A 26,361-nucleotide genomic window follows, 5' to 3' on the forward strand; every position below is an offset into this window, starting at 1 on the left:
ACCGGCGGCGCCCCCGCCGCCGCGCGCATGACCGTAACCTTGACGATCGGCCGTGACGGATCTACGGTTCCTCCGCGAAGGCAGGTAAGGAAACCTTACTAACAAAGCCCTGGAGGCGCGGTGCGACCGTCCCGACTACTTGGAGTACCCCTCGCCGTAGCGGTAATGATCTCCGGCCTCGCCCCCGGGCAGGCCCGCGCGGCGGAGCACGGCGAAGACGCCCCCGCGATCGAGCACGGCACCACCGGCCCGGCCGTTCCCCGGCTGGTGCCGGCCCCGGTGTCCCTCAAAGCGACCGGCGACCCGTTCACCCTGACGTCCGGCACGCGGATCGTCGTGCGGTCGGCGGCCGGAGCGGGCGCGGCCTCCTACCTGGCGCGCGTGCTGCGCCGTTCCACGGGCTTCGCGCTGCCCGTCGTGCGAGACGCCACCGGTGGGGGCATCGTCCTTGACGCGACGGTCCCCGCCGGGCTGGGAGAGGAGGGCTACCGGCTCGACGTGGGCAAGGACGGGGTGCTGCTGGCGGCGGACACCGCGCAGGGGATCTTCCGGGGAGTCCAGACGCTCCGCCAGCTGCTGCCGGCCAAGGTGGAGAGCGCGAAGGTCCAGCGCGGGCCCTGGCGGATCACCGGCGTCCACGTGACCGACCATCCGAGGTTCCGCTACCGGGGCGCGATGCTCGACGTGGCCCGTCACTTCTTCACGGTCGCCCAGGTGAAGCGCTACATCGACCTCGCCGCGGCGTACAAGGTCAACATGTTCCACCTGCACCTCAGCGACGACCAGGGCTGGCGGATCGCGATCAAGAGCAGGACGCGCCTGGCGAAGGTCGGCGGCAGGACGGCCGTCGGAGGCGACCGAGGGGGACACTACTCCCACAAGGACTACTCCGAGATCGTGAGGTACGCCCAAGGCCGCTTTGTCACGATCATCCCGGAGATCGACACCCCTGGACACACCAACGCCGCCCTCGCCTCGTACGCCTCGCTGAACTGCGACGGCAAGGCGCGAAAGCCGTACACCGGAACCGCGGTCGGCTTCAGCTCGCTCTGCGTCGGCAAGGAGACCACCTACCGGTTCCTCGACGCCGTGATCGGCGAGCTGGCCCGGCTCACGCCCGGCCCGTACATCGACATCGGCGGCGACGAGGCGAAGAGCACCAAGCGGGCCGACTACAGGAAGTTCATCGCCCGCGTACAGAAGATCATCCACGCCCATGGCAAGAGCATGATGGGCTGGGAGGAGATCGCGGACGCGGACCCCTCGGCGGACTCCGTCGCCGAGCACTGGAACCCGGTCACGGGGACCGAGGACGGCACCCGGCTCGCCCGTTCGGCGGCCCGCAGGGGGGTGAAGCTGGTCATGGCCCAGGCAGACCGCGCCTACCTCGACATGAAGTACACCGCGAGGACGCGGCTGGGCCAGGACTGGGCGGGTCACGTCGAGGTGCGCCGGGCCTACGAGTGGGACCCCGCCAAGCTGATCACGGGCGTCGGCGAGAAAGACGTGTTCGGCGTCGAGGCGCCCCTCTGGAGCGAGTCGCTGAGGACCACCGGCGACCTGGATCACATGGCGTACCCCCGGCTGCCCGGCATCGCGGAGATCGGCTGGTCGCCGGCCAAGGGCCGCTCATGGGCGGACTACCGCCTCCGCCTCGCCGCACAGGGGCCGCGCTGGACCGCCCGCTCGGTGCGCTTCTACCGCTCCCCGCAGGTGCCCTGGCCGTCGTGAGCACGCGCCGCCGGGCCGCCTTGGCGGACGTGCGACGGCATGTCCTGACAAGGCGGTCCTGACAGTGCGTCCCGGTACGGCAGAGCCGTATCGAGGGCTCCTCGCTGCCCTGAACTGCGCGGACAAGTCTCGCCGAATACCGTGGGGCAGGTGCCTCATGCCCCCCAAGTTGACGGTGTTCCTATGGTCAAGAATCTCCCGGCCCCCGCGTCCGGGCGGAGTACCCCGGGCGGTGAGAAGCCCTAGCCGCCGGCACTGGAGGCGCGTTCCTTCACATTGGATGGACCGTGCCAGGCATGCCGTATGCGAACCGGTCGCCACTGGTTAATATCGGCGCAGTCCTGTCCCGGGCATCCAAGGGAGCTGCGTGGAGTTTCGCCTGCTTGGTCCTGTCTGCGTGCTCGTTGACGGCGAGAGCGCCCTGGACCTCGGACCGCACCAGCAACAGGCCGTCCTGGCCATGTGCATGCTGGCCGCGCCGCGCCCGATGAGCCCTTCGAGGATCATCGACGCGCTCTGGGAGGACGAGCCGCCCGCCGGTGCCCTCAACACCGTCCAGGCCTACGTCTCCAAGCTCCGCCGCATCCTGGAGCCCGGACGCGTCCGCGCGGTGGCCCCCACCGTCCTTGTGAGCAAACTGGGCGGCTACGCCCTGGTCATTCCCGCCGAGAGCCTCGACCTCACGCGGGCCAGGGCGCACGCGGACCAGGGGGCACGGCTGCTCGGCGAGGGCGATCTGCCCGGGGCCAGGGACGAGCTCCGCCGTGCGCTCGCCGAGTGGCGCGGCGACCCCCTCTCGGGCTTCGAGAAGGACTCCTGGGCACGCGAGGAGATCTCCCACCTCGGCGAGCTGAGACTGACGCTGGTGGAGGACACCGCGGAGGCCGAGATCGGCCTCGGCCTCGGCGCCGCCGTGATTCCTGAGCTGACCCGGCTCCTCGCCGCGCTTCCCCTGCGCGAGCGCCTGCGCCGCCTGCGTGCCCAGGCCCTCTACCAGGCAGGACGGCAGGCCGACGCCCTCGCCACGCTGGCAGAGGGAAGGAGGCTGCTGGTCGAGGAGCTGGGCCTCGACCCCGATCCGAGCTCGCGCGAGCTGGAGAGGGCGATCCTGGCCCAGGATCCCTCGCTCCTCCCTCGTGGCACGATCACCGCCGCGCCCGCCGTCCCCGCGGAGCCCGTCCCCGAGCCCCCGCCGCTGGTGGGCCGGGCGCGGGAGTCCGCCCTGCTGTCGGAGGCCGTCGGCGCGGCGGACCACAGGGTCGTGCTGATCGCGGGAGAGCCGGGGATCGGCAAGACGAGCCTCGCCGAGGAGGCCGCGCGGGCCGCCCGCGCCGCCGGCCGTACGGTGGTGTTCGGCCGGTGCTGGGACGGCAGCGGCGCCCCGCCGTTCTGGCCTTGGGCGCAGGCCGTGCGGGAGCTCACCGGGCGCGACGGCGAGCTGGCCGAGCTGGCGGGCGCGGGGGAGGGCTTCCCGCTGTACGAGGCGGTCGTCCGGCTGGTCAACGGGCACGGCCGCGTGCTGGTCGTCCTGGACGACCTCCAGTGGGCGGACGTCTCCTCGCTCGGGCTGCTGGAGTTCCTGGCGGCGACCCGCGCCTGCCCCAGGCTCACCGTGGTGGCGACCTACCGGGACACCGGCGTCGAGCAGCCGCTGTCCCGCCATCTGCCGGCCCTCGTACGGCTGCCGCACGTCGAGCGGATCACGCTGCCCGGCCTGTCGGAGAAGGCCATCGGCGAGTACCTCGGCCGGGCGGGCGCCGATCCCGCGCTCGCGGGCCGGATGGCGCGGCTGACGGCGGGCAACCCGTTCTTCCTGGGCGAGGTCGTGCGGCTGGGCGATGACGCCCCAGCGCCCGAGGCGGTCTCCGACGTGGTCATGGGACGCATCGCCACGCTGCCACCCCACACGGGCGACGTCCTGACGGCGGCGGCGCTCCTCGGCCGCGAGGCCCGGCTGGACGTACTGCTCGACGTGCTGGCCGACACCGGCGACGTGTCCCAGGACCAGGTGCTCGACGTCCTCGACGCGGCGGTGCGGGCCAGGCTGCTCGCCGAGCGGGCCGAGCCGCCCATCGGCTACCGCTTCGTCCACGACATCGTCAGGGACGTCCTGCGCTCAGGGCTCGCCCCGCTGCGCAGGCGCCGCCTGCACGCCCGGGTGGCGGCCGTGCTGGAACGCCGGGGCGACGCGCCCCCGGCCGAGATCGCCCACCACTACCGCGAGGGGCTGGTCCTCGCGGGCACGGCCGCCAAGGCGATCGAGTACGCCCGCCAGGCGGCGGCGCACGCCATGGGGCAGCTCGCCTACGAGGACGCGGTGGAGCACCTCGGGCACGCCGTCCGGCTGACCGGCCGGCCCCCAGGCGGCGACCCGGCCCTGCGCTGTGACCTGCTCCTCGACCTGGCGGAGGCGCAGGCCGCCGCCGGGATGAGCACGGCGGTGCGGGCCACGCTGGACGAGGCGGCCGCGCTCGCCGAGGAGATGGGCGACATCGACAGGCTCGCCCGGGCCGCCCTCGGCTTCTCCGACCTGATCTACTGGCTGATGTTCGAGGAATGGACCGGCATGGACCGGTTCGCCGGCCGCATAGAACGGGTCCTGCGCGACCATCCCGGCGACTCGCCGTGGGTGCCGCAACTGCTGGCGGCGCTGGCGGTCGCGGGTTACTACCGGCGGTCGCTGGACGAGAGCGGCGACCTCGCCATGGAGGCCGTACGGCGGGCCAGGCGGTCCGGGGATGACCGGTCGCTGCTCCGCACGCTCGTCGCCCACGAGATGCTGATGCGCGGCGACGCGGACCCCCGCGAGCGGCAGGCCGTCATCGACGAGATCATCGAGGTCGGCGTCAGGATCGGGGACCTCCCGTACGAGTGGCTCGGGCGCGAGGCCGACTACATCACGCGCGTCTCGGCGGGCGACTTCGACCGGGCCGACGAGCTTCTGACCTGGCTTTACGAAACCGCGCTGAGCCTTCGCCAGCCGGCCATGCTGAGCCTCGCGGCCTGGCAGACGGCGGTCACGGCGTACCTGCGGGGCCGGTTCGACCAGGCGCTCGCCGGCGCCGAGGAGTCGGGGTCGGCCCATCCCGAGGGCGCCCTCGGCCGGGGCGACCCCGACTCCCGCACACAGCTGTTCAGGTCGCTCGTCCTGCGGTGCCGCGGCCGGGCGGCCGACGCGCTGGCGCTGGCCGACGGGATGCCCGCGGGACGGCCGGACGACCTGAGCCGGCGGCTCGTGCGCTGTCTCGCCCTGATCGACCTCGACGCGGCAGGCGACGATCCCGGCCGGCGTGAGGAGGTGCGGGCGATCTTCGCGGAGCTGTCCGCCGACGGGTTCGAGGCGATCGAGCACGACCTGTACTACCGGTTCATCGGTGACGCGCTCAGCGAGATCTGCCTGGCCGTGGGCGACCCGGCCGCCGCACGCGCGCTGTACGACCGGATCACGCTCAAGGACGGCCTGTTCGGCTGGTCGCTGGCCGGGCTCTGCCTCGGCAGGCTGGCCGTGGTCATCGGCGACCCGGCCCTCGCCGAGCGGCATCTGAGGGAAGGGCTGGCCTTCGTCAGGAGCTCGGGCGCCCGGCTCTACGAGGCGCCGGTGCTGGCCCTGCTCGCCGAGGTGACGGGGGATGAGGAGATCCGCGAGGAGGCCGTGCGAGCCGCCAGTGGGCGAGTGTCCGATGCGGGTTGACCTGGCGTTGTCGAGTAGCCTGGCTCGTGCCGCACGATCACGTGACAGTGCGTGTGTAGCGGCACCGTGACAGAAGGTCCTTGACATAAAAGCGCACAATGTCCCCCTTGGACAAGTGATTGACTCACCGAGCTGCGCTGAGTGGCATGGTCGGGGGAACATGGGGCAAATCCCTATCCGGGTGGTGACATGATCGAAACTTGGCCCGGCGACCCCTATCCGCTCGGGGCTACATATGACGGCGCGGGAACCAACTTCGCGCTCTATACCGAGGTCGGCGAGCGCGTTGAGCTCTGCCTCTTCGACGAGGACCAAAAGGAGGAACGCGTCGCGCTCACCGAGTGCGAGGGGTTCGTCTGGCATGGGTACCTGCCGGGCATAGGCCCCGGCCAGCGGTACGGATACCGCGTGCACGGCCCGTACGAGCCGTCGCGCGGCCAGCGCTGCAACCCCAACAAGCTCCTCCTCGACCCGTACGCCAAGGCGGTCGAGGGCGGCGTCCAGTGGGACCAGGCCGTGTACGGCTACCGCTTCGGTGACCCCGACAGTCGTGAGGACACCGACTCGGCGGCCTACGTGCCGAAGTCCATCGTGGTCAACCCCTTCTTCGGATGGGGCCACGACAGGCCGCCCGCGACGCCGTACCACGACACGGTGATCTACGAGGCGCACGTCCGGGGGCTGACCATCCAGCACCCCCGGATCCCCGAGCGCATCCGCGGCACCTACGCCGCGCTCGGGCACCCCGAGATCATCGATCACCTCACGGGGCTCGGGGTGACGGCGGTCGAGCTGATGCCGGTGCACCAGTTCGTCACCGACGACACGCTGGAGCAGCGGGATCTGACCAACTACTGGGGCTACAACACCATCGGCTTCTTCGCGCCGCACAACGCCTACTCCAGCTCGGGTGAGCGGGGCGGGCAGGTGCTGGAGTTCAAGGCCATGGTGAAGGCCCTGCACGAGGCGAACATCGAGGTCATCCTCGACGTCGTCTACAACCACACGGCCGAGGGCAACCACCTCGGGCCGACACTGAGCATGCGCGGCATCGACAACGAGGCCTACTACCGGCTCGTGGACGACGACCAGCGCTACTACATGGACACGACGGGCACCGGCAACAGCCTGCTGATGCGCTCGCCGCACACGCTTCAGATGATCATGGACTCGCTGCGCTACTGGGTCATCGAGATGCACGTCGACGGGTTCCGCTTCGACCTCGCCTCGACCCTGGCCAGGGAGCTGCACGAGGTTGACAGGCTGTCGGCCTTCTTCGACCTCGTCCAGCAGGACCCGGTACTCAGCCAGGTCAAGCTCATCGCCGAGCCCTGGGACGTCGGGCCAGGCGGTTACCAGGTGGGCAACTTCCCGCCCCGGTGGACCGAGTGGAACGGCCGCTACCGCGACACGATCCGCGACATGTGGCGCGGCGAGCCCGCCGCGCTGCCGGAGTTCGCCTCGCGCCTCACCGGCTCCAGCGACCTCTACCAGGACGACAGCCGCCGTCCCGCCGCGTCGATCAACTTCGTCACCTGCCACGACGGCTTCACGCTGCGCGACCTCGTGTCGTACAACAACAAGCACAACGAGGCGAACGGCGAGGGCAACCGCGACGGCACGGATGACAACCGGTCGTGGAACTGCGGCGAGGAGGGCCCGGCCAGCGGCGCGGTGGAGGCGCTGCGCGAGCAGCAGAAGCGCAACTTCCTGGCCACGCTGTTCCTGTCGCAGGGCGTGCCGATGCTCTCCCACGGAGACGAGCTGGGCCGCACGCAGGGGGGCAACAACAACGCCTACTGCCAGGACAACGAGATCAGCTGGGTCGACTGGTCGGACGTCCGCGAGAACTGGCTGCTGCTGGAGTTCACCCAGCAGCTGGCGCGGCTCCGGCGCGACCACCCGGTGTTCCGGCGCAGGAGGTTCTTCTTCGGGCGCGCGGTGCGAGGGTCGGGCGACGAGCTGACCGACATCGCGTGGCTCACGCCCTCGGGTCAGGAGATGGCCGACGGCGACTGGCACAACGGCTACGCCAAGTCGCTCTGCGTCTTCCTCAACGGCGAGGCCATCACCGAGCCCGACCGGCGGGGACGCCGCGTCGTCGACGACTCGTTCCTGCTGATGTTCAACGCCCACCACGACATCATCCGCTTCACGATCCCGAAGGACTTCGGCGAGGTGTGGGTTCCCGAGATCGACACCGCGGTGCCCATCTCGATCGACTCCAAGCTGTACCGGGCCGGTGAGGAGGTGCCCGTCGCGGGTAGGTCGGTGCGGGTGCTACGCCGTGCCTGAGCGGTTCGAAGGCATGCCCGACCGACATTCGGAGGACACGACGTGACCGAATCCGTGAAGCCCGCGGCGTCCGTGGGGCCGCGGGCGGCCGATCCCACGGCCCCCGCGAAGCCCACGGCGACCTACCGGCTCCAGCTCACCCCGGACTTCGGGTTCGAGGAGGCGGCCGATCTGGTCGGCTACATCTCCGAGCTGGGGGCGAGCCACCTCTACCTCTCGCCGATCCTGCAGGCGGTGCCGGCGTCGCTCCACGGCTACGACGTGACCGACCACTCGCGGGTGAGGGAGGAGTTCGGCGGCATCGCCGGGCTGCGCCGGCTGGCGGCCAAAGGGCTCCCGCTGATCGCCGACATCGTGCCGAACCACATGACCGTGCCCGTCCCCGAGTCGGCCAACGCCCGGCTCTGGGACGTCCTCCGGGACGGCCCCGAGTCGCCCTCGGCGCGGTGGTTCGACATCGACTGGTCCGGCGGCAAGGTGGCGATGCCCGTGCTCGGCGACGACACCGACGTCGAGTCCGAGGTGGTGGCCGACGGTGACGTCCTTCGCTACTACGACCACGAGTTCCCCGTGCGGCAGGGCAGCGGTGGCAGGCTGGACGACCAGTTCTACCGGCTGGTGCCGTGGCGCGAGAGCCCCGGCTACCGGCGGTTCTTCGACGTGTCCTCCCTCATCGGGCTCCGCGTCGAGGATCCCGAGGTCTTCGAGGCCACCCACCGGGTGATCCTGTCGCTGGTGGCCGAGGGGGTCATCTCCGGCCTGCGGGTCGACCATCCCGACGGGCTGGCCGATCCGCGCGCCTATCTCGCCCGGCTGCGGGAGCTGGCCCCGGTGTGGACGGTGGCCGAGAAGATCCTCATCGACGACGAGCGGCTGCCGGACGACTGGGCGTGCGACGGCACGACCGGATACGACGCGCTCAACATGGTCACCCGGCTGTTCGTCGATCCGGCGGGGGCCGGGCCGCTGGTCGGCACGTTCCTCCAGCACACCGCTTTCCCGGCCGACTACGACATCGTGCGTTATGAGGCGAAAAAGCAGGTCTTGGCGCAGTTCTTCGGGAGTGAGATCGACCGGCTCACCCGTGACGTGCCCGAGCTGCGCGAGGCGATGGTCGAGCTCCTCGCGGCGATGCCGGTCTACCGGGCGTACACCTTCCCCGGCGAGGAGCCACCCGCGCAGACCGTGCGGCTGATCCGCGCCGCCGCCGCCGAGGCGGCCCTGCGTGCCGATCCCGGCGCGGTCGCCAGGGTGGCCGAGCTGGTCCTCTCCGGCCCCGCCGAGACGGTCACCCGCTTCCAGCAGACCTGCGGGCCCGTCATGGCCAAGGGCGTGGAGGACACCGCGCTGTACCGCTGGTACCCGCTGGCCTGCCTCAACGAGGTCGGCGGCGAGCCCGACCGCTTCGGCGTCTCGGCGGAGGAGTTCCACGCGTTCTGCGCCGGCATGGCGCCGTACACGATGACCACGCTCTCGACCCACGACACCAAGCGGTCCGAGGACGTCCGGGCCCGCCTCGCCGTGCTCTCCGAGCTTCCCGGCGAGTGGGCCGAGGCGGTGGCCGGCTGGTCCGAGCGGGTCTCCTTCGACCCCAAGCTCGACTATCTCGCCTGGCAGAACCTCATGGCGGCCTGGCCGATCAGCGTCGAGCGCTTCAGCGACTATCTGTACAAGGCGGCCAGGGAGGCCAAGACCACCATCTCCTGGATGGCCCCGGACGCCGCGTACGAGAAGGGCGTCCGCGACTTCGCGGCGCGGGCGATCGACGTCTGCGGGCCCTCGGTCGCCGCGTTCACCGAGCGCCTCGACCGGTACGCCCGGGTCAACTCCCTCGGCCAGAAGCTCGTGCAGCTGATGATGCCGGGCATCCCGGACGTCTACCAGGGCAGCGAGACCACCGACTTCTCGCTGGTCGATCCCGACAACCGGCGGCCGGTGGACTACGCCTACCGCAGGTCGCTCCGCACGGCTCCCACGGGCGACACCTGGGACGCGGTCAAGTTCCTGGTCACCACATCGGCGCTGCGGCTGCGTGCGAGGCTCGACCCCGCGGCGCCGTACATCCCGCTCGAAGCCGACGAGGCGGGCGCGGGGCGCGAGCACGCCATCGCCTTCGCCAGGGGCGACCAGGCCGTGGCGGTGGCCACGCGGTTCCCGGCCGGCCTGGAGCGGCGCGGCGGCTGGGGCGCTGAGACGCTGACCCTTCCTCCGGGCCGCTGGCGCGACGCGCTCGCCGGTACGACGCACACCGGGCGCATCCCGTTCGCCCACCTGCTCGCGCGTTATCCCGTGGCGTTGCTGGAAAGGGATTAGCGGGCGGCGGTCACCGTATTTCGGCAGCACGCCGTTCGGGGACACTCCGTTCTGGATCACCACGGGGAGGAACATGTTCGAGGTCTGGGCACCGACGGCAGGCCGTGTCGAGGTGGAGATCGACAAGACGCACCGGCACGAGATGGCGCGCCGGGACGACGGCTGGTGGACGGCGGAGGTCCCCGGCGCCTCCCACGACACCGACTACGCCTTCAGCGTCGACGGGGGAGAGGCGTTCCCCGACCCGAGGACGCGCCGGCAGCCGTACGGCGTCTTCGGGCCGAGCAGGGTCTACGAGCACGACCGCTTCATCTGGAGCGACCAGGCCTGGCGCGGGCGCGACCTCGCGGGCTCGGTGATCTACGAGCTGCACGTCGGCACGTTCACGAAGGAGGGCACCTTCGACGCGGCGGCGGGCAGGCTTGAGCACCTCGCCGCGCTCGGTGTCGACTTCGTGGAGCTGCTCCCCGTCCCGCCGGTCCCCGGGCGCTACAACTGGGGGTACGACGGGGTCGACCTGTACGCGGTGCACGAGGAGTACGGCGGGCCTGACGGGCTCAAGCGGTTCGTGGACGCCTGCCACCGCGCGGGCATCGGCGTGCTGCTGGACGTGGTCTACAACCACCTCGGCCCCTCCGGGAACTTCCTCGCCCAGTTCGGGCCCTACCTGCACGAGTCCGCCTCCTCGTTCTGGGGGCAGGCGGTCAACCTGGACGGCAAGAACTCCGACGAGGTACGCCGCTACTTCATCGGCAACGCGATGCAGTGGCTGCGTGACTACCACGTCGACGGCCTGCGCCTGGACGCCGTGCACGCCCTGCACGACAGGCGGGCCCTGCACTTCCTGGAGGAGCTGGCTGAGGAGACCGACGCGCTGTCGGCCACGCTCGGCCGGCCGCTGACGCTGATCGCCGAGTCCGACCTGAACGACCCCCGGCTGATCACCTCGCGCGAGGCCGGAGGCTACGGCCTGGCCGGCAGCTGGGACGACGACGTGCACCACGCCCTGCACTCCGCCCTGACCGGCGAGCGGCACGGGTACTACTGCGACTTCGGGCCGATGGCGGTGCTCGCGAAGGTGTTCACCTCGGCCTACTTCCACGACGGCACGTTCTCGACGTTCCGGGGCCGCACGCACGGCCGTCCGGTCGACCGGCACCGCGTTCCCGGCTACCGCTTCGTGTGCTCCCTGCAGAACCACGACCAGATCGGCAACCGGGCGATGGGCGACCGGCTCTCGCCCGAGGCGCTCAAGGTCGGATCCGGCCTGCTGCTCACCTCGCCGTTCACCCCGATGCTGTTCATGGGTGAGGAGTGGGGGACGAAGACGCCGTTCCTGTTCTTCACCGACCACGTGGAGCCGCATCTCGCGCAGGGCGAGAGCGAGCGCAGGGAGCGGGAGTTCGTCGGCTTCGGCTACGACGACTGGGGCGCGACGGCGCCCGACCCGCAGGACGAGGCGACGTTCCACCGCTCGAAGCTCGACTGGAGCGAGCTGTCGTCGCCGGTCCACGAGGAGCTGCTCGGCTGGTACCGCGAGCTGATCAGGCTCAGGAAGACCATTCCCGACCTCGCCGACCCCCGGCTCGACCGCGTGTCCGTCGAGTTCAGCGAGGCCGACCGCTGGATCGTCGTGCACCGGGGCGCGTACCGCGTGGCCGCCAATCTCGGCGACTCCCCGGTGACCGTGGGACCGGTGGAGGGCACGGTGCTGATCGCCTCCGACCCGAAGGTGGCGCTGACCGGCGCCGGCCTGTCCCTGCCGCCGCACTCCCTGGCCGTGATCCGGCCGTCCTGATCGTCACTCCCTTGACCATCACGACGTGAGCTCCCTGGCCCGGACGGCCCGGGAGCTCACGTGCCGCATGCCGTTCACGCCGCGATCGGGGACAGCATCGTCGACAGCCGGTGCAGGCCGCGTGCCGTGCGGGCCTTCACGGTGCCGAGCGGCACGTCGAGCCGTTCGGCGATCTCCCGCTGGGTGAGCTCGCCGTAGTAGGCCAGCTCGATCGCCTCGCGCTGCGGCCCTGGCAGGACCGCGAGCGCCCGCTGGACCTGGTCACGCCGGTCGAGCGCCTCCGCCACCTCGCGGCCGTCACCGCCCCTGGGCTCCGACACGCTGTCCAACGGAACGGTGGTGAGCACCCGGACCCGCAGGTGGTCGATGGCGCGCTTGCGGGTGATGCCGAGCAGCCACGCCTCCAGGCTGCGGCTCGGATCGTAGCGGTGCCGCGAGCGCCACACCTCTGAGAAGACCACCTGCCGCACGTCCTCGATGTCCTGCGCGGGAACGAGCCTGCGCAGGTAGGCCGCGACCAGTGACCCGTATGTCCGGTAGCACTCCGCCAGGGCGGCGTCGTCGCCGCTCGCCAGACGCATGCCCAGTGTGCCCGTCATTGGACCCTCCTCGGGGCAGAAAACTTACTCAAAACCTATTCATAGCTCTGCGAGCGGGTGTAGCGCAACCCAAGGACGTCCAAAACGAACGCGGGGCCAGGTCAAGAAGGACCGGCGAAAGGGCCGGCGGCCCGAGGAATGATCTAGTGAACCGTGGCGCGGACCTGGGCCACCGCGTCCTCCAAGGAGAACGCGCGGCTCACCCCGGCGGGCAGGCGCTCGTCCCACCAGCCTGGGCCGCCCACGATGATCCGGCTCGACGGCCGGAGCGCGGGCAGCGCCTGGAGGGGCGCGGGATCGCCGGTCAGATCGAGCTGCGACCAGACGAAGACCACGAGGGGCCCGAGGCGGCGCATGGCGTCCGCCAGGGCGGAGTAGGGGGTGCGCGGGCCGAGGACGCGCGTCTCCAGGCCTTCGGCTGTGCTCAGCGTCGCCGCGAGCGCGTACACCGGCAGGCTGTGCTGCTCGTCCTCCGCGCAGGCCAGCAGGATGGCGCGGGGATGCGTGGGACGGGCGGGCCTGCCGGTGCGCTCGCTCAGCACGCTCAGCAGCCGCTCGGAGAACAGGTGCTCGATCTCGACGCCGGCGCCGGTGGACGCCTGCCGCCTGGTGATCGTGTCGAAGACCGGCAGGACCAGCCGCTCCCACGTCCAGGCGACCCCGCGCTCGCCGAGGGCCGCGCCGAGGCCGGTGACGACGGCGTCACCGTCGAGGTTCAGTGCCGCCCGCGCGAGCGCCGCCGCGGTCGGAACCCGCGCGCCGCGCTCGGGACGGACGGCCCGCGCCTCGGGCGCCTTGTGGTCCGCCTGGCCCACCTGGCCTACCTGGTCCACTGGTGCGGAGGGCCGCCCGGGCCCCGCCGGCCCCGGCTCCTCTGGCCTCGCCTGTCCCGGGATCTCCGCCGTCTTCGTGACCTCGGGCCGCGGCCTCAGGGCGGCCTGGGCGGCCTCGGCGGGAGGCAGCCCCGCCCTGATCAGCCGATGCATCTCCTCCAGGCGCAGCAGGTCGGCGGCGTCGTAGCGCCGGTGCCCGCCGGGGCTGCGGTGGCTCGGCCCGATGCCGTAGCGGAGGTTCCAGGTGCGCAGGGTGGGAGCGGGCACGCCGAGCCGCCGGGCGACGGCGCCGATGCCGTAGCTCGGCCCCTCGTCGACCGGATCGCCGGTCACCTCACCTGTGCGCTCGTCCATTTCGCTCTGTCCCGGCCCGTGTACGCGGGCCCGTGCTTCGAGATAACAGCCTGCCAGGTGGCGGCGCCTGCCCGGACCATCAGGCACCGCCAGGACGATCACGCCTGCGCTCGCAGGTACGGCGCGCTCGGTTCCCCTCTCGCTGAGTTCTTCGCGAGGTACCCGCCGCCGGACGCAACCGCCGGCGGGTGACCTCTCGAAGATCCAGGTGTGGATACAGTCATCGTGCTGCTCACCAGGGATCTCCGGGTGCACGATCACCCGGCGCTGGCCGAGGCGTGCGCGCGGGCACGCCGGGTCGTCCCCCTGTTCGTCCTGGACACGGCGATACGAGGACACCACCGCCAGGGCTTCCTGGTCGAGGCCCTCACGGACCTGAGGTCGTCACTCCGTGATCTCGGGGGAGACCTGGTGGTGCGCCGAGGCGACCCGGTGGCCGAGGCCGTCCGGCTCGCGACCGAGCTGCCGGCGTCGGCCATCTGGACCTCCGAGGACGTCAGCGTGTACGCGCGCCGGCGGCAGCGGCGCCTGGCCGAGGCGTGCGAGGCCCACCGGCTGGAGTTCCGGCTGTTCCCGGGCGTGACCGTCGTGCCGGCCGGCGAGCTGTCACCCACCGGAGGCGACCACTACCGCGTGTTCACCCCGTACTGGCGCGCCTGGTCGAGCGCGCGCCACCGGCCCGTCGTGGAGCCGCCGAGCCTGGTCACGCTGCCCGAGGGGATCGACCCGGGGGAACTGCCCGCGCAGCGCAAGCCGCACGGGAACCTTCGCGGAGGCGAGACACTGGCGCGGCGGCGCCTGGACCTGTGGCTCAAGCTCTGCCTGGCCGACTACGCCGAGGGGCACGACACGCTGTCGGAGGACCAGACCTCCATGCTCAGCCCGTATCTCCGGTTCGGCTGCGTGTCGCCGTCCGAGGTGGCCGCCCAGGCCATGGGCCATCCGGGGGCCGAGGACTTCGTCAGGCAGCTGTGCTGGCGCGACTTCTACTACCAGGTCGCCCTGGCGTTCCCCGACCTGCCGAGGCGCGACTACCGGCCGCGAAGGATGGACTGGAACGACGACGAGGAGGCGGCCCAGGCCTGGCGGGAGGGCATGACCGGGGTGCCGATCGTGGACGCCGGGATGCGCCAGCTCCTCGCCGAAGGATGGATGCACAACCGCGCCCGCCTGATCGTCGGCTCCTTCCTGACCAAGCGGCTGATGATCCACTGGCGGGTGGGCGGGGAACACTTCGCCGACCTGCTGCTGGACGGGGACATCCCCAACAACTGGGGCAACTGGCAGTGGGTCGCGGGCACGGGCAACGACACGAGGCCGAACCGCGTGCTCAACCCGCTGCGCCAGGCGCACAGGTTCGACCCGGACGGCGCCTACGTCAGGCATTACATCCCCGAGCTCGCCGCACTCCCGGCCCCGCTGATCCACGAGCCCTGGAAGGCCTCGCCCAAGGTGCCCGGCTATCCGCCCCCGCTGGTCCCGTCGTGGACAATGGACAGATGATCATCGCATTCTCCGTCACCCCGCTCGGCGTGGGCGAGGCCGTGGCCGAACCCGTGGCCAGAGCCGTCCGCGTGGTCCGCGAGAGCGGCCTGCCGAACAGCACCGACGCCATGTTCACCACGATCGAGGGTGAGTGGGACGAGGTCATGGACGTCGTCAAGCGCGCCGTGGACGCCGTCGCCGAGGTCGCCCCCCGCGTCAGCCTGGTGCTCAAGGCCGACCTGCGGCAGGGCGTGGACGACGCCATGACCTCCAAGGTCGAATCCCTCGAACGCCACCTCGCGGCCCCCGAGGACTGAGGTCAGGGCTTGCGCGCCACTCCGCCGGAGCCCAGCGCCCCGAAGCGCTTGACCAGGTAGGGCGGGATGAAGTGGGTGCTGGGCAGGGGTTCGAAGTCGCCGAACAGGCGGGTGATCTCCTCGGCGGGGCGGGGCGTCAGGGGAACGTTCGCGCGGCTGTAGATCTCCCGCAGCCGCTCGGTGTCGTGGCCGCGGTCGCCGCTCATGGTGAGGTGCGTGATCGCCAGATAGCTGCCCGGCGCGACCATCTCACGCAGCCTGGCCACGTGCTCGTGCGGCTCGTCCACGAAGTGGAGCACCGCCATCATCAGCAGGCCGACCGGCCGGCTCCAGTCGACAAGCCCGGTCTGGGTGACCTTGGCGTGGATGTCTTCGGGTTTGCGTAGATCGCCGTTGACCATGGCGACCGTGGCGGTCTTGGCCAGCAGCGCCCTGCCGTGGACGCACACGACCGGGTCGTTGTCGACGTACACCGTGCGGGCGTCGGGGGCAACCGAGTGGGCCACCTGGTGGACGTTGTTCCCGGTGGGCAGGCCGGCGCCGATGTCGACGAACTGCCGGATGCCGGCCTCCGCGGCCAGGTAGCGGACGACCTTGCCGAGGAACTCCCGGTTGCGCCGTACGCCGTCGCGGGACTCGGGGAACACCCTGACGATCTGCTCGGCCGCCTCGCGGTCGGCGGCGAAGTTGTCCTTGCCGCCGAGCATGTAGTCGTAGATACGCGCCGAGTTGGCCGAGTGGACGTCGACGCCGCCCGGGGCCTCACCGATCACAGCGTCCTCCCAGCCTCGTGCCGACGCCGTCCGCACGGGCCCCCCGAACGCGTGTGATACAGCGGCTTCGAGCCTACCGGAAAGAGTACTTACAAACCGGGGTAAATGCTCGGATCGTATGGGTTCGGGCACCGGGTGGAGGTGGAGGCGACGGCCGGTCATCGGATGGGCTGAGTACCATCGGCCGTGGCACCCTTCAGGGGCTTTGATATCCGTATGAACCGGATGTCCCGGGGGTAGTGCCCATCTGACCTGAATGAGCGTGAGACGAGGAGTTCTCATGGTGCACGAGCGCGCTGGGAAGCCGGCGCAGGCGTCCGATCTGGTGGATGTGCCCCGTCTCGTGACGGCGTACTACGCCCTGCACCCCGATCCCGGCCGCCCGGAACAGCGTGTCTCCTTCGGCACCTCCGGCCACCGGGGGTCCTCCCTCGCCACCGCGTTCAACGAGGAGCACATCCTCGCCACCACCCAGGCCGTCTGCGAGTACAGGGCCCAGCAGGGCGTCGACGGGCCGCTGTTCCTCGGAGTCGACACGCACGCGCTGTCGGAGCCCGCGCGCGTCACCGCGCTGGAGGTCTTCGCCGCCAACGGCGTCTCCGTGCTGATCGACAGCCGTGACGGCTACACCCCGACCCCGGCGGTGTCGCACGCGATCCTCGCCTACAACCGGGGGCGTACCACCGGCCTGGCGGACGGGGTCGTGGTGACCCCCTCGCACAACCCGCCGGGCGACGGCGGGTACAAGTACAACCCACCGAACGGCGGCCCCGCCGAGACCGGCGCCACCTCCTGGATCCAGGACCGCGCCAACGCGCTGATCGCCGGAGGGCTGAAAGAGGTCCGGCGGATCCCGTACGAGCGCGCGGTGACGGCCGAGACCACCGGGCGGTACGACTTCCTCGGCTCGTACGTGGACGACCTGCCCTCGGTGATCGACCTGGAGGCGATCCGCGGCGCCTCGGTGCGCATCGGAGCCGATCCGCTGGGCGGCGCGAGCGTGGCGTACTGGGGGGAGATCGCCGAGCGGCACGGGCTGGACCTGACCGTGGTGAACTCCGAGGTGGACCCCACCTGGCGGTTCATGACGCTCGACTGGGACGGCAAGATCCGCATGGACTGCTCGTCCCCGTACGCGATGGCCTCCCTCATCGCGAACCGGTCGGCCTTCCAGGTGTCCACGGGCAACGACGCGGACGCCGACAGGCACGGCATCGTGACCCCGGACGCCGGGCTGATGAACCCCAACCACTATCTGGCCGTCGCCATCTCCTACTTGTGGAGCCACCGGCCCGGGTGGCCGGACGCCGCCCGCGTCGGCAAGACCATGGTCAGCAGCGGCATGATCGACCGGGTGGTCGCCGACCTCGGCCGCGAACTGTACGAGGTGCCGGTCGGGTTCAAATGGTTCGTCCCCGGCCTGCTCGACGGGTCACTGGGCTTCGGCGGCGAGGAGAGCGCGGGCGCGTCGTTCCTCCGCCGCGACGGCTCTATCTGGACCACCGACAAGGACGGCATCATCCTGGCGCTGCTGGCGTCGGAGATCGTCGCGGTGACCGGGAGGTCGCCCAGCGAGCACTACGCCGACCTGGTGGGCAGGTTCGGCGAGCCGGCGTACGCCCGCGTCGACGCCCCCGCCACGCGGGAGGAGAAGGCGGCGCTCTCACGGCTGTCGGCCGGCGACGTCACGGCGGACACGCTCGCGGGGGAGCCGGTGAGCGCGGTCCAGAACTCCGCGCCGGGCAACGGGGCCGCTCTCGGCGGCATCAAGGTCTCCACGGAGAGCGCCTGGTTCGCGGCCCGCCCGTCCGGCACGGAGGACGTTTACAAGATCTACGCGGAGTCGTTCAAGGGGCCCGATCACCTCGCCCAGGTGCAGGAGGAGGCACGGACCCTGGTCGGCGCGACGCTTCAGCGGGCGGGTGAGGGCGCCTAGGCCGTGACGATGCCTAGGCGAGTGACGATGCCTAGGCGAGTGACGGCGCCTGGGCGAGTGACGGCGCCTGGGCGGCACACGCACGGCTCGGGCTGGGCGGGGCCCGCCCGCCTCAGTCTTGGCAGGGCTCGCGCGGCTCGATCGACGCGCTCACTCACCTCGGTGAGCGAGCGCGGGGGGTACGGATCAGGGGAGCTTCCACTCGACGGGGCCGGCGCCCTGCTTCTCGAGTAGCTGGTTCGCCCGGCTGAACGGGCGGGTGCCGAAGAAGCCGTTGCGCGCCGACAGGGGGCTCGGGTGCGCGGACTCGATGCACGGCACCTGCCCGAGCATCGGCTTGAGCGACCGGGCGTCGCGCCCCCACAGGATGGCGACGAGCGGGCCGCCGCGGGCCACGAGCGCGTGGATGGCCTGCTCGGTGACCTCCTCCCACCCCTTGCCGCGATGGGAGGCGGGCTTGCCGGGGGCCACGGTGAGCACCCTGTTGAGCAGCAGCACGCCCTGCTCGGTCCACGGGGTGAGGTCACCGTTGGCCGGCGCGGGGTGGCCGAGGTCGGCGGTGTACTCCTTGAAGATGTTGACCAGGCTGCCCGGCAGCGGGCGCACGTCAGGCGCGACGGAGAAGCTCAGGCCGACGGGGTGACCGGGCGTGGGATAGGGATCCTGCCCGACGATGAGCACGCGCACCTGGTCGAGGGGCTGCTGGAACGCCCTCAGCACGTTGGCCCCGGCGGGGAGATACTGCCTGCCTTCGGCGATCTCCTGCCTGAGGAAGTCGCCGAGCGCGGCGATGCGCCCGGCGACGGGCTCCAGGGCGGTTGCCCACCCGGATTCGACGACTTCGTTCAATGGACGACCGGTCATGTCCGGATCTTAGCCGCGCCGTGGAGTGGACGGACGGGAACTAGTTGAGTCCGAAGTGGACCAGCAGGAGGTCGAGCTTGCCGTGGGCGCCGGCGACCTCGGCTTGGACCCCGGCCACGTCGGCTTGGACTCCGGCGACCTGGGTTCGGACTTCAGCGACCTCGGTTTGGACTCCGGTCACGTGGGTTCGCAGTTCGGTGACCTCGGCCCGGACTTCGGCGACTTCGGTTTGGACCCCGGTCACCTGGGTTCGTAGCTCGGTGACCTCGGCCCGGACTTCGGCGACTTCGGTTTGGACCCCGGTCACGTGGGTTCGTAGCTCGGTGACCTCCGCCCGGACTTCGGCGAACTCGGTCTTGGTGACCATCTCGGCCTTCATGTCGCTGACATCCAGACGGAGGTCGATGAACCGGGTGCGAAGGTCGTTGAGCCCGGATTCGACGTTGACCATGCGCTTGCTGATGTCGTGGACCTGCACGATGAGGTCGTGCTGGCCGTCTTTGAGGTGCTTCAGCTCGCTGAAGACGCCGTCGAGCAAGTGGGAGTGCTTCATCGCCTCGGTGGCGGTGCGATGCGACTCCTGCGCTGTCGTGGCGAGGAGGGCACGCAGGTCGTCGAGCTCGTGAGCCTTGACGACGACCTCGGGGGGTGTCGGTGCTTCAACCATGAGCGTGACTATATCGTCACGCCCCGTGTCGGAGGCTGGATTTCCCGGGCGCCCGCCTGCCCCCGCGAGACGGGCGCCCGGGAAGATGACCTACTTCACCGAGCCGGCGAGCAGGCCCTGGACGAAGTAGCGCTGGAAGGAGAAGAACAGCACCAGCGGGATGATCAGCGACAGGAATGCTCCCGGCGCGAGGATGTCCACGTTGGTGCCGAACTGGCGCATCTGTGACTGCAGCGCCTTGGTCATCGGCTGGGCGTCGGTGTCGGCGAAGACCAGGGCGACGAGCAGGTCGTTCCACACCCACAGGAACTGGAAGATGCCGAGCGAGGCGACCGCGGGCTTGGCCAGCGGGAACACCACCGTCGCGAAGATCTTCCACTCCGCCGCGCCGTCCATGCGCGCGGCTTCGAGCAGCTCCTTCGGGATGCCGGCGAAGAAGTTGCGCAGCAGGAAGATGGCGAAGGGCAGTCCGAAGGCGACGTGGAACAACACCACACCCGGAATCGACCCAAAAATCCCGAGAAATCCGTACATCTTGGCGATGGGGATCAGGGCGATCTGGATCGGCACCACCAGCAGCGCGATGACCACCAGGAACAGCCCGTCACGCCCGGGGAACTCCATCCAGGCGAACGCGTACCCCGCCATGGCCGCGATGCCGATGACCAGGACGGTCGCCGGCACCGTGATGGCCACGGTGTTCCAGAACGAGGAGGTGAACCCGCTCGCCAGCAGGTTGCTGTAGTTCTCGAACGTGAGCTGCGCGGGCTTGGTGAAGAAGGTCCACCACCCGCTGGAGTTGTTGTCGGTGTCGCCGCGCAGCGACACCACCAGCAGGCCGAGCGTGGGGAGCAGCCAGAACAGGGCGAGCACGATCAGGACGATCTGGACCAGCCCGCCGCCGAGCTTGTCGACGACCCGGGAGAGCACTCCCCGCTTTGGTGCGCCCGCGCTGCCGGCCGTGGCCGGCTGGGACGCGGTGAGAGTCGTCATGCCTGGTCCCTCCGGAACCGCCGAATGTTGATGGCCATGAACGGCAGCACCAGCACGAGCAGGAAGATCGCCAGTGCGCTGCCCAGCCCCTGGTTCCCGCCGCCGCCGAACGACACGCGCCACATCTCCAGCGCGATCACGTTGGCGTTCGGCTGCACCGATCCAGGAGCGATGACGAAGACCAGGTCGAAGACCTTCAACGTATTGATGATCATCGTGACCAGGACGACGAGCAGCACCGGGGAGAGCAGCGGGATGGTGATGCGGCGGAACACCTGCCATTCCGTCGCGCCGTCGATGCGGGCCGCCTCCAGCGCGTCACGCGGGATGGCCGAGAGGCCCGCCGCGATCAGCACCATGGCGAACCCGGCCCACACCCAGATGAACGCGCCGATGATGGCAGGGGTGATGAGCGCGGGGCCGAGCCAGGTGACCCCCGCGAACGGCTGGGTGAAGTTCGACTGCGGCAGCCGCACCTGGTAGGAGCCCGCGGGCAGCCCGGCGAAGTGGAAGCTGCCGTCGGGCGCGGTCGTGGTGGTGGCCTTGACCGCGCCGCCGGAGACCGCCTCGACGGTCACGTCCGGCAGGCCCTTCTCGTTGCCGTCCATCTGGTTGACCGTGCCGCCGCCCGGGGTGAAGTCGAGCCACACCGTGCCGGCGACCTCGCCCGGCGCCGCGGACGCGGGCTTGGCGGCGGCGGCTCCGGACGGAAGCGCCTCCGGCTTCATGCCGACCAGCGGGACGAGCACCTGCTGCCCGGCCTGGGCCGGCTGCCGGCTGACGACCGCGCCCTTCTCCACCAGCACGGGCGCCTGGTCGTTCTCACGGGGCCGGGCACCGGGATAACCGCTGCTCGAGGCGAACACGTCGTGCACCGAGGTGATGATGGCGTTCGCCACGCCCTTGTCGGGGTCCTGCTCGTACACCAGCCGGAAGATGACTCCGGAGGCCAGCAGCGACACCGCCATGGGCATGAACACGATCAGCTTGAAGGCGGTGGCCCAGCGGATCCGCTCGGTCAGCACCGCGAAGATGAGGCCGAGCACGGTCACCAGGCTGGGGGCCACGACGACCCAGATCAGGTTGTTCCTGATCGTGCTCAGGGTGCCCGAGTCGCTGAAGATGGCCCCGTAGTTGCTCAGCCCGACGAAGGTGCCGCCGTTGGCGTCGTACAGGCTGCGGATGATCGAGTAGATGATCGGGTAGACCACCCAGGCGCCGAGCAGGATGAACGCCGGGAGCAGGAAGAACACGGCGATCCTGGGGGAGGGGCCGAGGTTGCCCGAGCCGCCATAGCTCACTTTCGCCGCGGCGGGGCCACCGGTGGCGAGCGCGGGGGGAGCGCTGCTGGTGGTGCCGTCCTCGCCGGTGGCGACGTCATCGAGGGCGGGGTGTGTCGTGCCGGAGGGTTTCGCTTCGACGGATGCGGTGCCGCCCGTCGCCTCCGTGGTCTCGTCTGGTCCGGGGGAGGCCCCGCGGGCCACGGCGGCATCGCCGTCGCCACGCGGGGTCTGCGGGCCGTCCAACCGTTCGGTCACGGCCTTCGCCCCTACTTCTTCCAGGCCTTGGCGGCGTCGGCCTCAAGCTTGTCCTGCGTGCCCTTGACGTCCTTGGGGTTGCGCAGGAAGTCCTGGAGGTCCTTCCACTCGCCCTTGCCGTCGGTGCCGCCGAAGGCACTCGGCGCCAGGTCGGACATGTCATACCGGACCGACTCGCCGGCGGAGATGATCGTCTGCGCGAGCTGCTTGGTCAGGTCGTCCGGGTAGTTGTCGGGGGAGACGTTGCGGTTCGGCGAGAGGTAGCCGGGGTTCTTCGCCCAGATCGTGCCGCCCTCGGCGGAGGCGAGGTACTCGAGCAGCGCCATGGCGCCCTTGGAGTCCTTCATCGCCACCGCGACGTCACCGCCGAGCACCACCGGGGCGGTGTCGCCGGCCTTCGGGAACGGCATGATCTTGGCGTCCTCGCCGATCTTGGCGCCGGACTGGGCGGCCGCTGAGGCGACGAAGTCGGCTTCGATGACCATGGCGGCCTTCTTCTGGCCGTACACCTGGGTGGCGCAGGTCGGGAAGTCGGTCTGCAGGGCGCCGGAGGAGCCGCCCAGCATGAACTCCTTCTTGCCGAAGATCTGGCCGATCTTCTCGAGCGCCGTGGTCACGGTGGGGTCGGTCCACGGGATCTCGTGCTTGGAGAGCTTGTCGTAGTTCTCCGGGCCAGCGGTGGACAGGTAGACGTTCTCGAACAGGTCGGTGAGCGTCCAGCCGGAGGCGCCGCAGAGGGCGAACGGAGCGGTGCCGGAGTCGGCCAGGGCCTGCGAGGTCTTGCCGATCAGCTCGTCCCACGTGGTGGCGGGCTGGGTGCCGGCGTCGTCGAACGCGGGGGTGCGGTACCAGATCAGGGACTTGTGCGCGGCCTTGACCAGCACGCCGTACACCTGGCCGTTGGCCGAGCCGAGGCTCTTCCAGTACGGGGTGTAGTTCGTGTCGATCTGAGTCTGGACCTCGGTCGACAGCGGCTTGAGTGCCTGCTGGTCGGCGTACTGCTGCACCAGGCCGGGCTGCGGCAGGACCGCGACGTCCGGCGGGTTGCCGCCCTGGATGCGCGGGCCGAGGTAGGCGCCGGTGTCCTCACCGGTCGAGGCGTAGGTGACCTTGGCGCCGGTCTTCTCCTCGAAGGCGGTGAGCACCTTCTGGAAGCTCTTCTGCTCGTCGCCGGTCCACTTGGCCGCGATCTCGATCGTCGTACCGGCCAGGGACTTGGCGGCCGGAGCGCTGGCGCTGCCCGAGGGCGTGGTGGTGTCGCTGGACTGCCCGCCGCACGCGGCGGCCGCGAGCATGAGCAGCCCGGCCGCCACCGCAGTCGTCTTGACACGCATGGTGCTACCTCCTGTTGAAGGCCCCGAAATGAAGGATGAGTTTTGGGATGAGGTGATTCGGGATGATGGGCGGGGGGTCGCCCTCGCCTATTGGGTGCGAAGGATCTCGCTGAGTTCCTGCTTGAGGGAGGCGACTGTCTCGTCGCTGGGTTTCCTGAGGTTGAGCGCGTCGGAGACGGCGCTTGAGATCACCAGGCTGACCTGGTCGTATTTGGAGCTGACCGGCCTTGGCCGGGCGGACATGATGCTCTGCTTGAGCACCGGGAGATATGGATAACGCTTGATGAGGGCGGGGTCGTCGTAGAGCTCCGACCACACCGGGGGGAACGAGCCGTCGGTGAGCACGCTTCGCTCGTTCTCCAGGCCCGTGAAGTAGCGGATGAACTCAAGGGCCGACTTCTGGTGCTTGGAGTACGCGCTGATGGCCAGGTTCAGGCCGCCCAGCGTGCTCGACCCCGGACCGGTGAGTCCGGGCAGCCGCGTCACCGCGAACTTCCCCGCGATGGCCGACCGCGTGGCCGGGCCGTACGCGTGCGGCCAGTTGCGGGCGAACAGCAGCTCGCCCTGCTGGAACGCCAGGCGCGACTCCTCCTCCTTGAAGGTGAGCGCGTCCTGCGGGATCCAGCCCTGGCGAAGGCCGTCGACCAGGAAGTCGAGCCCGGTTTTGGCGCTGCCGAGGTCGAGGGTGACCCTGGTGCCGTCCGGGCTGAGGATCTGGCCGCCCGCCGACTGCACGGCCTCGGCGTAGTTGACGGTCAGGCCCTCGTAGGGGAGGAACTGGCCGGCGTAGCCTTCCAGCTTGTACTTCCTGCCAAGGCGCGTGGCCTGGTCGCGCAGCTCGGCCCAGGTCCTGGGCGGCTTGAGGTGCTCGGCGGAAAGGATGTCCTTGCGGTAGTAGAGCAGGCCGGCGTTGCTGGTGTACGGCACCGCGTAGAGCTTGCCCTGGTAGAGAGCCGTGTCCACGACCGGCTGCAGGAACTTGTCGAGCGGGAACATGCTCCGGTCGAGGGGCACGATCCATCCCGCGTCGGCGAACTCCGCCGTCCAGACCACGTCCAGGCCGAGCACGTCGTAGCGCTCGCTTCTGGCCTGGAGGTTGGCGACCATCTGCGCGCGCTGCTCGTCCGCGGCCTCGGGCAGCTCCAGGAGGGTGACCTGCTCCTTGGGATGCGCGCGGTTCCATCGGTCGATCAGCGGCTGGATGTAGCCGGTCGTGTCACGCCCGGTCGCGAAGGTCATGGGACCTGTGCCGTCCGTGCCCCCGCTCTGGACCTCGTCGCGCTCGCCGAGCCCCGCGCAGCCGCTCAGCAGCAGTGCCGCCAGCAGAAGGGGGGCCAGACGTCGCACGTGTCCTCCGGGTGTTGATTGGGTTACATGCGTGTTATGTAGATGCATGCATGTTATGCATAGCGTTAATGTGAACGTCAACGGATTACCCCGTAACACTCAGGTAACGTGAAGCCCGAGGGAGGTGGGGCGTGCGGCTCCAGTTGCTGGCGCTCCTGTCAAAGGAACCTGCCCACGGGTATGAGCTGAAACAGGCACTCGAGCAGGTGTTCGGCACCGCCTACCCCTCCCCCAACATCGGGCAGATCTACGTCACGCTGGGCAGGCTCGAGAAGGACGGCCTGGTCCGCAGCGTCGACGTCGAGCAGTCCAACCGCCCGAACAAGAAGGTCTACTACTGCACGGCCGCGGGCCGTGAGGCCCTCGACGAGTGGGTCGACTCGCCCACCGAGGGGCCGAGGGTGCGGGACGAGTTCTTCATGAAGCTCGTGCTCGCGCCCCTGACCGGCATCGCCGACCGCATGGCGCTGATCAACCGGCAGCGCCGGCACTATCTCGCTATCATGCGCGATCTGGTAGAACTCGCCCAGCAGACCGACCCGGAGAACCGACCGGCGCAGCTGCTGATCGAAGGTGCCATGCTCCATCTCCAAGCGGACCTGGACTGGCTCGAACGCTGCCAGGAGGACCTGGCCTGACTTTAGTGAAGTTGCGGGTGAGGGCAACGGCGCCCTCACCTCGCGTGAGCGGAGCGAGCGCCATGAACGCCAAGAACACGGGACGACCGCGGTGACCGCGCCGAGTGCCATCCACACGGTGAATCTGGTGAAGATCTACCAGACCGGCGGCCTGCCCGTGCACGCGGTGCGGGGCATCGACCTGCGGGTCGAGCCCGGGGAGTTCGTGGCCATCATGGGCCCGTCCGGTTCGGGCAAGTCCACGCTCGTCCACATGCTCGGCGGCCTCGACACGCGCACCAGCGGGGAGATCTGGGTGGAGGGCAGGCGCGCGGACACCCTCACCGAGAGCGCGTGGGCGCTCCTGCGCCGCCAGAAGATCGGCTTCGTCTTCCAGTTCTTCAACCTCGTCGACAACATGACGGTCGCCGACAACGTCGAGCTCCCGGCGCTGCTGGGCGGCGCGTCGCCCAAGCACGCGCGCGAGCGCAGGGAGTACCTCCTCGGCGAGCTGGGGCTGGCCGACAAGGCCGACGCCGCCCCCGCCCAGCTCTCCGGCGGTGAGCAGCAGCGGGTCGCGCTGGCCAGGGCGCTCGCCAACCACCCCAACGTGCTGCTGGCGGACGAGCCCACCGGCAACCTCGACAGCCGCAACACCCGCGACGTGCTCCGCCTCATCGGGGAGGTGCACCGGCAGGGCCAGACGATCGTCATGGTCACCCACGACGCCCGGGTGGCCGGGCTGGCCGACCGGGTCGTGACCCTCCTCGACGGCCAGATCGTCGACGACGGGGCCGTCGGCCACACCCGCCGCCGTCCCAAGGGCGGCGCGGGCGACGTGGTCGAGCTGCGGGGATAGGGCGCGATGAGGCACGG

Annotated in this window: 19 protein-coding genes; 10 read left to right on the forward strand and 9 right to left on the reverse strand. The window is 70.4% G+C overall.

Going from position 1 to position 26,361, the window contains the following annotated elements:
- Nucleotides 1-120 precede the first annotated feature (120 nt).
- The 5 genes from AB0O34_RS19045 to treZ all read left to right on the forward strand — a co-directional run bounded on the left by AB0O34_RS19045 (nt 121) and on the right by treZ (nt 11,828).
- The gene (locus AB0O34_RS19045; protein ID WP_363916927.1) at nt 121-1,731 is read left to right on the forward strand and encodes a beta-N-acetylhexosaminidase; all 1,611 of its coding nucleotides are present in this window, start codon (nt 121-123) and stop codon (nt 1,729-1,731) included.
- A 367-nt stretch (nt 1,732-2,098) separates the two neighbouring features.
- Nucleotides 2,099-5,422 carry a BTAD domain-containing putative transcriptional regulator gene (locus AB0O34_RS19050; RefSeq protein ID WP_363916929.1) on the forward strand — a complete coding sequence of 1,108 codons (3,324 nt, stop codon included), beginning with the start codon at nt 2,099-2,101 and terminating at the stop codon, nt 5,420-5,422.
- Between the two features lie 189 nt (nt 5,423-5,611).
- Complete coding sequence (glgX, locus tag AB0O34_RS19055; RefSeq protein ID WP_363916931.1) at nt 5,612-7,717, forward strand: glycogen debranching protein GlgX; 2,106 nt, start codon at nt 5,612-5,614, stop codon at nt 7,715-7,717.
- Between the two features lie 42 nt (nt 7,718-7,759).
- The gene (gene treY, locus AB0O34_RS19060) at nt 7,760-10,030 is read left to right on the forward strand and encodes a malto-oligosyltrehalose synthase (protein ID WP_363916933.1); all 2,271 of its coding nucleotides are present in this window, start codon (nt 7,760-7,762) and stop codon (nt 10,028-10,030) included.
- A gap of 73 nt (nt 10,031-10,103) precedes the next feature.
- On the forward strand, nt 10,104-11,828 hold the full coding sequence (gene treZ, locus AB0O34_RS19065) for a malto-oligosyltrehalose trehalohydrolase (protein ID WP_363916935.1): 1,725 nt from the start codon (nt 10,104-10,106) through the stop codon (nt 11,826-11,828).
- Nucleotides 11,829-11,902: 74 nt separating this feature from the next.
- On the opposite strand, the gene AB0O34_RS19070 is transcribed toward treZ, so the two are convergent.
- Both AB0O34_RS19070 and AB0O34_RS19075 read right to left on the reverse strand, forming a co-directional pair.
- Nucleotides 11,903-12,427, reverse strand: a complete 525-nt coding sequence (locus AB0O34_RS19070) for a sigma-70 family RNA polymerase sigma factor (protein WP_363916937.1) — start codon at nt 12,425-12,427, stop codon at nt 11,903-11,905.
- 143 nt (nt 12,428-12,570) lie between these two features.
- Nucleotides 12,571-13,614 carry a MerR family transcriptional regulator gene (locus AB0O34_RS19075; protein ID WP_363916939.1) on the reverse strand — a complete coding sequence of 348 codons (1,044 nt, stop codon included), beginning with the start codon at nt 13,612-13,614 and terminating at the stop codon, nt 12,571-12,573.
- A gap of 210 nt (nt 13,615-13,824) precedes the next feature.
- On the opposite strand from AB0O34_RS19075, the gene AB0O34_RS19080 reads away from it, so the two are divergent.
- Both AB0O34_RS19080 and AB0O34_RS19085 read left to right on the forward strand, forming a co-directional pair.
- Nucleotides 13,825-15,117 (forward strand): deoxyribodipyrimidine photo-lyase, encoded by a 1,293-nt coding sequence (locus AB0O34_RS19080; RefSeq protein ID WP_363916941.1) that lies wholly within the window; start codon nt 13,825-13,827, stop codon nt 15,115-15,117.
- Nucleotides 15,114-15,416: an MTH1187 family thiamine-binding protein gene (locus tag AB0O34_RS19085; protein ID WP_363916943.1), complete on the forward strand. Its 303-nt coding sequence runs from the start codon at nt 15,114-15,116 to the stop codon at nt 15,414-15,416. Before AB0O34_RS19080 ends, AB0O34_RS19085 begins: the two co-directional genes overlap by 4 nt.
- 2 nt (nt 15,417-15,418) lie before the next feature.
- Here the strand turns inward: AB0O34_RS19085 and AB0O34_RS19090 are convergent, their stop codons facing one another.
- Nucleotides 15,419-16,189 carry an SAM-dependent methyltransferase gene (locus AB0O34_RS19090; protein WP_363916945.1) on the reverse strand — a complete coding sequence of 257 codons (771 nt, stop codon included), beginning with the start codon at nt 16,187-16,189 and terminating at the stop codon, nt 15,419-15,421.
- A 280-nt stretch (nt 16,190-16,469) separates the two neighbouring features.
- Here AB0O34_RS19090 and pgm point away from each other — a divergent pair, with 280 nt between their 5' ends.
- The gene (gene pgm / locus AB0O34_RS19095) at nt 16,470-18,125 is read left to right on the forward strand and encodes a phosphoglucomutase (alpha-D-glucose-1,6-bisphosphate-dependent) (protein ID WP_363916947.1); all 1,656 of its coding nucleotides are present in this window, start codon (nt 16,470-16,472) and stop codon (nt 18,123-18,125) included.
- 186 nt (nt 18,126-18,311) lie between these two features.
- On the opposite strand, the gene AB0O34_RS19100 is transcribed toward pgm, so the two are convergent.
- From AB0O34_RS19100 to AB0O34_RS19125, 6 genes are all read right to left on the reverse strand, one after another.
- Complete coding sequence (locus AB0O34_RS19100; protein WP_363916949.1) at nt 18,312-18,989, reverse strand: uracil-DNA glycosylase; 678 nt, start codon at nt 18,987-18,989, stop codon at nt 18,312-18,314.
- A gap of 40 nt (nt 18,990-19,029) precedes the next feature.
- Complete coding sequence (locus AB0O34_RS19105) at nt 19,030-19,656, reverse strand: hypothetical protein (RefSeq protein ID WP_363916951.1); 627 nt, start codon at nt 19,654-19,656, stop codon at nt 19,030-19,032.
- A 90-nt stretch (nt 19,657-19,746) separates the two neighbouring features.
- A complete protein-coding gene (locus AB0O34_RS19110) occupies nt 19,747-20,649 on the reverse strand; it encodes a carbohydrate ABC transporter permease (protein ID WP_363916953.1) in 903 nt (300 codons plus the stop codon).
- The gene (locus AB0O34_RS19115; protein WP_363916975.1) at nt 20,646-21,950 is read right to left on the reverse strand and encodes an ABC transporter permease subunit; all 1,305 of its coding nucleotides are present in this window, start codon (nt 21,948-21,950) and stop codon (nt 20,646-20,648) included. The genes AB0O34_RS19110 and AB0O34_RS19115 overlap by 4 nt, the downstream gene beginning before the upstream one ends.
- Before the next feature lie 248 nt (nt 21,951-22,198).
- A complete protein-coding gene (locus AB0O34_RS19120) occupies nt 22,199-23,521 on the reverse strand; it encodes an ABC transporter substrate-binding protein (protein ID WP_363916955.1) in 1,323 nt (440 codons plus the stop codon).
- 87 nt (nt 23,522-23,608) lie between these two features.
- Nucleotides 23,609-24,868, reverse strand: coding sequence for an ABC transporter substrate-binding protein (locus AB0O34_RS19125; RefSeq protein ID WP_363916957.1), 1,260 nt, complete (start codon nt 24,866-24,868; stop codon nt 23,609-23,611).
- 131 nt (nt 24,869-24,999) lie between these two features.
- Between AB0O34_RS19125 and AB0O34_RS19130 the strand changes: the two genes are divergently transcribed.
- Nucleotides 25,000-25,506 carry a PadR family transcriptional regulator gene (locus tag AB0O34_RS19130; RefSeq protein ID WP_363916959.1) on the forward strand — a complete coding sequence of 169 codons (507 nt, stop codon included), beginning with the start codon at nt 25,000-25,002 and terminating at the stop codon, nt 25,504-25,506.
- 91 nt (nt 25,507-25,597) lie between these two features.
- Nucleotides 25,598-26,344 carry an ABC transporter ATP-binding protein gene (locus tag AB0O34_RS19135; protein ID WP_363916961.1) on the forward strand — a complete coding sequence of 249 codons (747 nt, stop codon included), beginning with the start codon at nt 25,598-25,600 and terminating at the stop codon, nt 26,342-26,344.
- The last annotated feature ends 17 nt before the right edge of the window (nt 26,345-26,361 follow it).

Origin of the sequence: Sphaerisporangium sp. NPDC088356, from assembly GCF_040685555.1 — a bacterium.
In the GTDB taxonomy this organism is placed as follows: domain Bacteria; phylum Actinomycetota; class Actinomycetes; order Streptosporangiales; family Streptosporangiaceae; genus Sphaerisporangium.